8 protein-coding genes and 2 pseudogenes are annotated in these 9,934 nt (G+C 74.4%); 4 read left to right on the top strand and 6 right to left on the bottom strand.

The genetic code is table 11. The features are described from left to right. Nucleotides 1–1,023: 1,023 nt before the first annotated feature. From JFN87_RS29310 to argC, 5 genes are all read right to left on the bottom strand, one after another. The gene (locus JFN87_RS29310; protein WP_209344910.1) at nt 1,024–1,560 is read right to left on the bottom strand and encodes an arginine repressor; all 537 of its coding nucleotides are present in this window, start codon (nt 1,558–1,560) and stop codon (nt 1,024–1,026) included. Between the two features lie 15 nt (nt 1,561–1,575). After that, nucleotides 1,576–2,733 carry an acetylornithine transaminase gene (locus JFN87_RS29305; RefSeq protein WP_209344913.1) on the bottom strand — a complete coding sequence of 386 codons (1,158 nt, stop codon included), beginning with the start codon at nt 2,731–2,733 and terminating at the stop codon, nt 1,576–1,578. Between the two features lie 143 nt (nt 2,734–2,876). Continuing rightward, nucleotides 2,877–3,824 (bottom strand): acetylglutamate kinase, encoded by a 948-nt coding sequence (gene argB / locus JFN87_RS29300; RefSeq protein ID WP_209344908.1) that lies wholly within the window; start codon nt 3,822–3,824, stop codon nt 2,877–2,879. Then, nucleotides 3,821–4,993 (bottom strand): bifunctional glutamate N-acetyltransferase/amino-acid acetyltransferase ArgJ, encoded by a 1,173-nt coding sequence (argJ, locus tag JFN87_RS29295; RefSeq protein ID WP_209344906.1) that lies wholly within the window; start codon nt 4,991–4,993, stop codon nt 3,821–3,823. Before argJ ends, argB begins: the two co-directional genes overlap by 4 nt. Next, complete coding sequence (gene argC / locus JFN87_RS29290; RefSeq protein WP_209344904.1) at nt 4,990–6,018, bottom strand: N-acetyl-gamma-glutamyl-phosphate reductase; 1,029 nt, start codon at nt 6,016–6,018, stop codon at nt 4,990–4,992. The genes argJ and argC overlap by 4 nt, the downstream gene beginning before the upstream one ends. Nucleotides 6,019–6,139: 121 nt before the next feature. Here argC and JFN87_RS29285 point away from each other — a divergent pair. From JFN87_RS29285 to JFN87_RS29275, 3 genes and pseudogenes are all read left to right on the top strand, one after another. Further along, a pseudogene (locus tag JFN87_RS29285) lies at nt 6,140–6,937 on the top strand (helix-turn-helix domain-containing protein); the annotation flags it as partial. Nucleotides 6,938–6,970: 33 nt separating this feature from the next. Further along, nucleotides 6,971–7,048: pseudogene (locus JFN87_RS34595) on the top strand (hypothetical protein); the annotation flags it as partial. A gap of 169 nt (nt 7,049–7,217) precedes the next feature. Beyond that, nucleotides 7,218–7,844, top strand: a complete 627-nt coding sequence (locus JFN87_RS29275) for a zinc-binding dehydrogenase (protein ID WP_245182498.1) — start codon at nt 7,218–7,220, stop codon at nt 7,842–7,844. Between the two features lie 143 nt (nt 7,845–7,987). Here the strand turns inward: JFN87_RS29275 and JFN87_RS29270 are convergent, their stop codons facing one another. Then, complete coding sequence (locus JFN87_RS29270; RefSeq protein ID WP_209344900.1) at nt 7,988–8,512, bottom strand: AAA family ATPase; 525 nt, start codon at nt 8,510–8,512, stop codon at nt 7,988–7,990. A gap of 122 nt (nt 8,513–8,634) precedes the next feature. Here JFN87_RS29270 and JFN87_RS29265 point away from each other — a divergent pair, with 122 nt between their 5' ends. Then, entirely contained in the window at nt 8,635–9,663 is a 1,029-nt protein-coding gene (locus JFN87_RS29265; protein WP_209344898.1) for a helix-turn-helix transcriptional regulator, read from the top strand. The last annotated feature ends 271 nt before the right edge of the window (nt 9,664–9,934 follow it).

Raw genomic sequence — 9,934 nt, 5'->3', positions numbered from 1 at the left:
CCCCCCCCCCCCCCCCCCCCCCCCCCCCCCCCCCCCCCCCCCCCCCCCCCCCCCCCCCCCCCCCCCCCCCCCCCCCCCCCCGCCCCCCCCCCCCCCCCCGCCCCCCCCCCCCCCCCCCCCCCCCCCCCCCCCCCCCCGCCCCCCCCCCCCCCCGCCCCCCCCCCCCCCCTCCTCTCCGCGCAGCAGTCGGCATCCGCGATCCATCGGTGACAGGAGTCCAGCCGTGTGCTCTCCCGTTCCCCCGACGCGCACGGAACTGACCGCGTTCGCACGGTCGGCGGGCGCGGACGACGTGGCGGCGCTGCTCGGCGGGTAGCACCCGCCCGACGTGTGCCTGCGCGGCCGGCGCCACTCCCCGGCGGCCCGGCATACCTGACACCCGCGTCCACGCACCCCCGGCGCCGCCCGGCCCGGGTCCCAGGTCACTCGCCGCCCCGGCGCCCGAAGCCCTCACGGCTCACCACGGCGGGGGCCGGCGCCGGAACGCCTGTGGCAGGGTCACCTGACCCGGCACGCCCCCGGCGGCCCCTCCGCCGACCGGGTTCGAGCGCGACACGGGGAACGCTTCGTCCCGTCACTGCGGTACGACCGGCCGCCCGCGACGCCACCGCCGTGCGGTCCTCGCCCGGGTGCCGGTGGCGGCCACGTGCCCCAGGCGCCCCCGCCGCCTGACGCCCTCCGCCGGGGCGGGTTCGGCCACGGCACGCGGAAGGTCTCCGCCGGATCTGTCCGCCGGTCCGCAGGCGGAAGCGGCTCCGACCGGGCACGGTCCGGACGCCGGGAGGCCCCGCGCCGGCCACGCGCCGCACCGGGGCCTGAGCCCCGCGACGCCACCGCTGCGCGGCGATCGTCCGGGTGCGGGCGGCGGCCACTCGCCCCGGCCCCGCCGTCTGGCGGGCGCTGTCGCGCCAGGGCGGGACGCCACGCTTGTGCGCGAGGGACGGCGCACGGTCACCACCACGACTGCAGGCGGCCCGGGTGCACGGCCCGCCGACGGCGGGGCGGGCCGCACCCCGCGCGGCCTCAGCGTTCCCGGCCCGTCTGGGCCAGTTTGAGCAGGTGGTCCGCGAGCGCCTTGCCGCCGGACGGGTCGCGGCTGATCAGCATCAGCGTGTCGTCGCCCGCGATGGTCCCCAGTACGTCGCCGAGCTCCGCCTGGTCGATGGCCGACGCGAGGAACTGCGCGGCGCCCGGAGGCGTGCGCAGCACCACGAGGTTCGCGGACGCCTCCGCCGAGATGAGCAGTTCGCCGGCCAGGCGGCGCATCCGCTCCTCCTTCACCGACTCCCCGAGCGGCGCGTGCGGTGTGCGGAAGCCGCCCTCGCTGGGCACCGCGTAGATGAGCTCGCCGCCGGCGTTGCGGATCTTCACCGCGCCCAGCTCGTCCAGGTCGCGGGAGAGCGTCGCCTGGGTGACCGTCAGGCCGTCCTCGGCGAGCAGCCGCGCCAGCTGGCTCTGCGAGCGCACCGGCTGCCTGCCCAGGATGTCCACGATCCGGCGGTGCCGGGCCATTCTCGTCTGGGGCAGGGAGGGACCGGCCTGCTGCTGCGGCTCGCTCATCGTCGTCTTCTCATCTCAGTTCGTCGGCTCCTGCCGCTCCGTCGCCGCGTCGAGCACGCCCGGCAGCGCCCGCAGGAAACCGTCGACCTCGGCGTCGCCCACGACGAGCGGCGGCATCAGCCGCACGACGTCGGGCGCGGGCGCGTTCACGAGGAACCCGGCGTCCTGAGCGGCCCGCTGCACCCGCGGTGCGAGAGGCTCGGTGAGCACGATACCGAGCAGCAGGCCGGCGCCGCGTACATGGGAGACCAGCGGGTGGCCGAGCCCCTCAACGCCCTTGCGCAGCCGCTCGCCGAGGCGGCCGACACGGTCGAGCACCCCGTCGGCGGCGAGCGTGTCGAGGACCGCGAGCCCGGCGGCGCACGCGACCGGGTTGCCACCGAACGTCGTGCCGTGCTGCCCCGGCTTCAGCAGATCGGCCGCCGGGCCGAACGCGACCGCCGCGCCCAGCGGCAGCCCGCCGCCGAGGCCCTTGGCGAGGGTGACGACGTCGGGGTCGACGCCCTCGTGCGCCTGGTACTCGAACCAGTGGCCCGTGCGCCCCACCCCGGTCTGCACCTCGTCGAGCACCAGCAGCGTGCCCGTCGTGCGGGTGATCTCGCGGGCCGCACGAAGGTAGCCCTCCGGCGGGACGACGACACCGAGCTCGCCCTGGATGGGTTCGACGATCACGAGCGCGGTGTCCTCGGTGACCGCGGCGCGCAGCGCGTCCGCGTCGCCGAACGGCACGTGCGTGACGTCGGCGGGCAGCGGCGCGAACGGCGCGCGCTTGCCCTCCTGGCCGGTCAGCGCGAGCGCGCCCATGGTGCGGCCGTGGAAGCCGCCGGTGGTGGCCACCATGTGCGTGCGCCCGGTCAGGCGGCCGATCTTGAACGCGGCCTCGTTGGCCTCCGCGCCCGAGTTGCAGAAGTAGACGCGGCCCGGCCGGCCGAAGAGCTCGACGAGCCGTTCCGCGAGCGCGACCGGGGGCTCGGCGATGAACAGGTTGGACACGTGCCCGAGCGAGCCGATCTGCCGGGTCACGGCCTCGACGACGGCGGGGTGCGCGTGGCCGAGCGCGTTGACGGCGATGCCGCCGACGAAGTCCGCGTACGCGGTGCCGTCGGCGTCCCACACGGTGGCGCCCTCGCCGCGCACGAGCGAGAGCGCGGGGGTGCCGTAGTTGTCCGCCATGACGCCGCGCCAGCGCTCGGCGAGGCGCGCGCCGCCGGTGGCGCCCCCGCCCGCCTCGCCCGCCTCGCCCGCCTCGCCCGCCTCGCCCGTCACGGTGCTGGCGCTGGTGCTGGTGCTGGTGCTGGTGGCGGTGGTGTCGGCGCTCACTGAGCGTCCCCTCCTGTCGCTGCGGGCCCAGTCGCTGCGGGCCCTGTCGCTGCGGGCACGTCGTCCGGCACGACCATCGTGCCGATGCCCTCGTCGGTGAAGATCTCCAGCAGGATCGAGTGCGGCACGCGGCCGTCGATCACGCGGGCCGTCGAGACGCCGCCGCGCACCGCGTCGAGGCAGCCCCGCATCTTCGGGACCATGCCGCTGGACAGCTCGGGAAGCAGCTTGTCCAGCTCGGTCGCGGTGAGGCGGCTGATGACGTCGTCGCTGTTCGGCCAGTCCTCGTAGAGGCCCTCGACGTCCGTGAGCACGACCAGCATCTCGGCGCCGAGCGCGACGGCGAGCGCGGCGGCCGCGGTGTCCGCGTTGACGTTGTAGACGTGGTGGTCGTCGGCGCTGCGCGCGATGGACGAGACGACGGGGATGCGCTCGTCGTCCAGCAGGGTCGTGATCAGGCCGGTGTCGATGCCGTTGATCTCGCCGACCCGCCCGATGTCGACGCGCTCGCCCTCGATGCGGGGCCGGTGCTTGGTGGCGGTCATGGTGTGGCCGTCCTCGCCGGTGAGGCCGACGGCATGCGGGCCGTGCGCGTTGAGCAGGCCGACCAGTTCGCGCTGTACCTGGCCGGCGAGCACCATGCGCACCACGTCCATGGCCTCGGGCGTGGTGACGCGCAGCCCGGCCCTGAACTCGCTGACGAGGCCGTGCCGGTCGAGAGCGGCGCTGATCTGGGGGCCGCCGCCGTGCACGACGACGGGCTTGAGGCCGGCCTGCCTGAGGAAGACGACGTCCTGCGCGAAGGCCGCCTTCAGGTCGTCGTCGACCATGGCGTTGCCGCCGAACTTGACGACGACGACCTTGTTGTTGTGCCGGACGAGCCAGGGCAGCGCCTCGACGAGCGTCTGCGCCTTGGGCAGCGCGGTGTGCTTGCGCGTACTCATGAGCTGTACGCGCTGTTCTCGTGGACGTAGTCGGCCGTCAGGTCGTTGGACCAGATGACGGCGGACGCGTCGCCCGCGGCGAGGTCGGCGGTGACGGTCACCTCGCGGAAGCGCATGTCGACCTGGTCGCGGTCCTCGCCGATCGAGCCGTATCTGCAGACCCAGACGCCGTTGATGGCGACGCCGAGCCGGTCGGGCTCGAAGACCGCGCCGGTCGTGCCGATCGCGGACAGCACGCGGCCCCAGTTGGGGTCCTCCCCGTGGATCGCGCACTTGAGGAGGTTGTTGCGGGCGATGGAGCGGCCCACCTCGACGGCGTCGTCCTCGTCCGCCGCGCCGACGACCTCGATGCGGATGTCCTTGGACGCGCCCTCGGCGTCCCCGATGAGCTGGCGCGCGAGGTCGGCGCAGACCTCCCGCACGGACTCGGCGAACGGCTCGTACTCGGGCGTGGCGCCACTGGCGCCGGAGGCGAGCAGCAGGACGGTGTCGTTGGTGGACATGCACCCGTCGGAGTCGACACGGTCGAACGTGGTGCGGGTGGCGGCGCGCAGCGCGGTGTCCAGCACGTCGGCGGGGACGTCGGCGTCGGTGGTGAGCACGACGAGCATGGTGGCGAGGCCGGGCGCGAGCATGCCCGCGCCCTTGGCCATGCCGCCGACCGTCCAGGCGCCGCCGGGCCCGGTGGCGACGGCCGTCTTGTGCACGGTGTCGGTGGTCTTGATCGCGATCGCGGCCTTCTCGCCGCCGTGCTCGGACAGGGCGGCCGCGGCCGTCTCGATGCCGGGGAGCAGCTTGTCCATGGGCAGGAACTCGCCGATGAGGCCGGTGGACGCGACGGCGATCTGGCCGGCGCCGATGTCGTCGCCGCGAGCGGTGAGGATCTCGGCGGCCCGCTCCGCCGTGGCGTGGGTGTCCTGGAAGCCGCGGGGGCCCGTACAGGCGTTGGCGCCACCGGAGTTGAGGACGACGGCCGCGATCTCGCCGCCGCGCACGGCCTGCTCGGACCAGAGCACGGGCGCGGCCTTGACACGGTTGGAGGTGAAGACGCCGGCCGCGGCGCGGCGCGGCCCCTGGTTGTGGACGAGTGCCAGATCGGGAGCGTTGTTCTGCTTGATTCCCGCGGCGATGCCCGCGGCGGCGAATCCCTTCGGGGCGGTGACGCTCAAGGCGCGACTCCGATCGTGGTCAGTCCGGTGTCCTCGGGGAGTCCGAGGGCGATGTTCATGCTCTGCACGGCACCGCCCGCGGTGCCCTTGGCGAGGTTGTCGATGGCGCTGATCGCGATGACGCGGTCCGCGTGGGGGTCGTGGGCGACCTGGACCTGCACGGCGTTGGACCCGTACACGGACGCGGTGGCGGGCCACTGGCCCTCGGGCAGCAGGTGCACGAACGGCTCGTCCGCGTACGCCTTCTCGTACGCCTGGCGTACGGTCTCGGCGCTCGTGCCGGGGCGCGCCCTGGCCGAGCAGGTGGCGAGGATGCCGCGCGGCATGGGGGCGAGGGTCGGGGTGAAGGAGACGGTGACGTGCTCGCCCGCGACGCCGCTGAGGTTCTGCGTGATCTCCGGCGTGTGCCGGTGGCCGCCGCCGACGCCGTAGGAGGACATGGAGCCCATGACCTCGCTGCCGAGCAGGTGCGGCTTGGCGGACTTGCCGGCGCCGGAGGTGCCGGACGCGGCGGTGATCACGGCCTCGGGCTCGGCGAGGCCGGCCGCGTACGCGGGGAACAGCGCGAGCGTGACGGCCGTGGGGTAGCAGCCGGGCACCGCGACGCGCTTGGACCCCTCCAGCGCGGCGCGGGCGCCCGACAGTTCCGGCAGGCCGTAGGGCCAGGTGCCGGCGTGCGGTGAGCCGTAGAAGCGCTCCCAGTCGGCGGCGTCGCGCAGCCGGAAGTCGGCGCCCATGTCGACGACGAGCGTGTCGTCGCCGAGCTGCTCGGCGACGGCGGCCGACTGCCCGTGCGGCAGCGCGAGGAAGACGACGTCGTGCCCGGCGAGCACGTCGGCGGTGGTCTCGCCCAGGACGCGGCCGGCGAGGGGCAGCAGATGCGGCTGCAGCGCCCCGAGCCGCTGCCCGGCGTTGCTGTTGCCGGTCACGGCCCCGATCTCCACCTCCGGGTGCCCGAGCAGGACGCGCAGGACCTCACCCCCGGCGTACCCGCTCGCGCCGGCCACTGCCACACGTACAGACATCGGTCATCCCTTCCCTCAAGGGCATGACTATACGTATCCATGCAGCTTTATGCAACGAGTCGCGGCGGGTGGGTGCAGCGCACCCACGCCCCGGCGACCGTCCGCGAATAGCGTGGTCGGCATGGAGAGTGAGAACGAACTCGGTGACTACCTGCGCGCCCGTCGTGCGGCGGTGGCACCGGCGGACGTTGGCCTGCCCGACGACGGGCCCCGGCGGGTGCCGGGGCTGCGGCGTGATGAGGTGGCGCTGCTGGCCGGGATGAGCACTGACTACTACATCCGGCTGGAGCAGGGCCGCGAGCGGCATCCGTCCGAGCAGGTGCTGCGGGCGATCGCCGGGGCACTGCGGCTGGACGACGCGGCGAGCGCCCATCTCTTCCGGTTGGGCCTGTCCGTCGTCGGGACGCCGGCTGCCCCGGCGACCGTCGCCCCCGAATTGCTGCGGCTGATGGACGGCATGCGTGATGCGCCGGCCTTCGTGGTCGGCGCGGCGCAGGACGTGCTGGCCGCCAACGCGATGGCGCGCGAGCTGTACCGCGGTTTCGCCCGGTATGACAACCTGCTGCGGATGATCTTCCTCGATCCTTTCGCGCGTGAGTTCTACGCCGACTGGGACCACGCGGCGAGGATCGCGGTGGGCAACCTGCGGGCGTCCTCCTCGCAGTTCCCGCAGGACGGGCGCATCGAGCGGATCGTCGGCGAACTGAGCATGCGCAGCCCCGCCTTCACGGGCCTGTGGGCACGCTACGAGGTCCGTCCCCGAACGCACGAGGACAAGCACTTCCGGCACCCGCGGGTGGGGGAGATACGCCTGCACTTCGAGGCGCTCGCCGTCACCAGCGCCCCCGGACAGCACCTGTCCGTTTACAGCGCGGAACCCGGCAGTGCCGGCGCCGACGCCCTGATCCTGGTGATCCGCACCCGGGCGCTCGGTCTCAATCGGGCGGAATCGATGTTCCGTCTGGGTCAGTACGGCATAGACCCCGTCTTCCCCTCCGGGATCGGCTACGAGGCCGCCGGAGTGGTCGAGGCCCTCGGAGAGGGCGTGCGCGGGCTGAGCGTGGGCGACGCGGTCAGCGTGGTGCCGTCCTTCTCCATGACCGACTACCCGGTGCACGGTGAGGCGGTCCTCGTTCCCGCCCGCGCGGTCGTCGCCCATCCCGAGCGGCTCTCCTTCGAGGAGAGCGGCGTCAGTGTGGATGCAGTTCGTCACCGCCTACGGCGGCCTGGTCAGTGTCGCCGGTGTCCGCCCCGGCGACACCGTCCTGATCTCCGCCGCCTCCAGCAGCGTCGGCCTCGCGGCCATCCAGATCGCGCGCAAGGCCGGCGCCCGCGCCGTCGCCCTGACCCGTACCAACGCCAAGCGTCGGCAGCTTCTGGACGCCGGTGCCGACGAGGTCATCGCCACCGCCGAGGAGGACGTCCCAGCCCGTGTGCGGGAGCTGACCGACGGGGTGGGAGCCCGTGTCATCTTCGACCCCGTCGGCGGCACGGCCTTGGCCGACCTGGTCACCGCCGCCGCGCAGGGCGCCATCGTCGTTCTCTACGGTGTCCTGGACCGCACGCCCACACCGCTGAACGTCGATGAGCTCCTCTTCAAGCACCTCACCATCCGCGGACTCCGGCTCTTCGAGATCACCGCCGACGACCAGCGCCGCGCCGAAGCGGTCGCGTTCGTCACCGACGGCCTTGCCAAGGGCGAGCTGACTCCCACGGTCGACAAGACCTTCCCGCTGGAGGACATCGCCGAGGCCCACCGCTACCTGGAGGCCGGCGGCCAGGTCGGCAAAATCGTCGTCACCGTCGGCCACAACGCCGGGTCCTGAGCAGGCACCCGGCGCCCCGCGTCTCCACGAGAGAGTGCTGCGCCGTTCGGACTCGAACCGCCACGCCTTCCTCGCCGGCACAGTCCGCGACGAGAACGCCTTCGAAAAGGGCGACTTCCACTTCCGCAGCACTCAGTCATGCCTCACTCTCTTACGACCTTCGCGATCCGCTCGGCGGCCTCGGCGGGTGTGAGGTGCGTGGTGTCGACGACCTCGGCCTCGCGGTGCAGCCAGGTGCGGGCCGCCTCGGCGTAGGGCTCCAGGTACTGGAGGCGGAACGGCGAGTTCGGGCCGATGACCGTGTCACCCGCGATGCGCGCGCGGAGGGTCTCCTCGTCGGCGTGGAGGACGAAGTGCCTGACGGGGATGGCGTGCCGGGCGAGCCCCGAGCTGATCTCGCGCCAGTACTCCTCGACCAGGACGGTCATGGGCATCACCAGGGTGCCTCCGGTGTAGCCGAGTACGTGGCGTGCGGTCTCGACGACGAGCGGCCGCCACGGCGGCCAGTGCTGGAAGTTGTCCGTCGCGGGCAGCCCAGGCGTGATGTCCATGAGCGTCTCGCCGACCTTCTCGGCGTCGAACACCCGCGAGTCCGGGATCAGCCGCTGCACGAGCGCGCTGGTCGTCGTCTTGCCCGCGCCGTGTGTGCCGTTGAGCCATACGATCATGGGCCCGACGCTAGCGGCGCGCGTGCCGCGGGGACGGGCGGCGGCGGAAGCCGTTACGGTTCGGGCCAATGAGCGCGCCTTACCGGGCAAGGTCCGCCCGGTAACCGCGCGATACTCGTGTCATGGCCCGACCGACCGCCCGCGTGCTCGCCCTGCTGGAGATCCTGCAGGCCGGCGGCGTCCGCACGGTCGCGGACCTGGCCGGCCGGCTCGGCGTGGACGAGCGCACCGTGCGGCGCTACGTGGAGCACCTGATCGACCTGGACGTCCCGGTCACGTCGGTGCGCGGCCGCTACGGCGGCTACCGCCTCGCCCCGGGCTACCGGATGCCGCCGCTGATGCTCACGGACGAGGAGGCGCTTGCCGTGCTGCTCGGCCTGGTCGCCGGGCGGCGGGCCGGCCTGGTGAGCACGTCCGCCGCGGCGGCGGAGAGCGCGGCGGCCAAGGTCCGCCGGGTGCTGCCCGAGGCGCTCGGGCGCAGGCTCGACGCGCTGCTCGCCACCGCCGACTTCACCGCGCCGCCGCGCCCCGCCGGCGCCGGGGCCGTCCCGGAGACGGGCGTGCTGCTGACGCTGGCAGAGTCGGCGTGGCACCGCAGCCCGGTCGAGATCGCCTACACCGACGGCAAGGGGCGGCGCAGCGAGCGCACCGTGCATCCGTACGGGGTCGTCGCCCACTCGGGGCGCTGGTACGTGGCGGGCGCGGACTCGGCCGTCGGCGAGGTGCGCACGTTCCGTCTCGACCGGATCGCGGCGGCCCGGGTGGTGCCTGGCTCGTTCGAGGTACCCGCGGGGTTCGACCCGGCGGACCGGGTGCTGTCCGGGCTCGCCGAGGCGCCGTACCGGCACGAGGTGTCGGTACGGGTACGCGGCACGGCCGAGCAGGTCCGCTCGCGGGTGCCCGCGGGGATCGTCACCGTCCGGGAGATCCCGGCCGGTGCGGAGCCGGCCGGTGCGGAGGGCGTGAGCCCGGGCGGGTGGGTGCGGGTACGGCTGCGGGCCGAGCGGCTCGACTGGGTGCCGTCCCTGCTCGCGCGGCTCGACCTGCCCTTCGTGATCGAGCAGCCGGACGCGCTCCGCGAGGAGGTGCGGGCGCTCGCCGCACGCCTCGCCGCCTACGCGAACGCCGCCCCGCCCCCGGCGGGGCCGTAAGCACGCGCCGCGTGCCCGGCGACGCGCCGCCTGAGGTCCTTGCCTCGCACCACCCGCCGGGAGCCCGCCGTGCCCCCCATACACCGGCGTCTACGCGCGCTTCGGCAGCGCGCTGCCGGGAGACCGCCCGCGACAGGAGCGGTCATCCCGCGGAGGGCGCGGGGACTCGTCCTGAGCCCTGGCCGCGCGCACGGCGACGCGCCGCCAGGGGCCCTGGGCTCGCACGTCCGCCGGGGGGCCCGGCGTGCCCCGGGGCCCCGGCCTCCACGCG

Origin of the sequence: Streptomyces montanisoli (assembly GCF_017813245.1) — a bacterium.
In the GTDB taxonomy this organism is placed as follows: domain Bacteria; phylum Actinomycetota; class Actinomycetes; order Streptomycetales; family Streptomycetaceae; genus Streptomyces; species Streptomyces montanisoli.
Note: the sequence above shows the minus strand (reverse complement) of the source record. Positions and strands in the feature narration are given on the sequence as shown.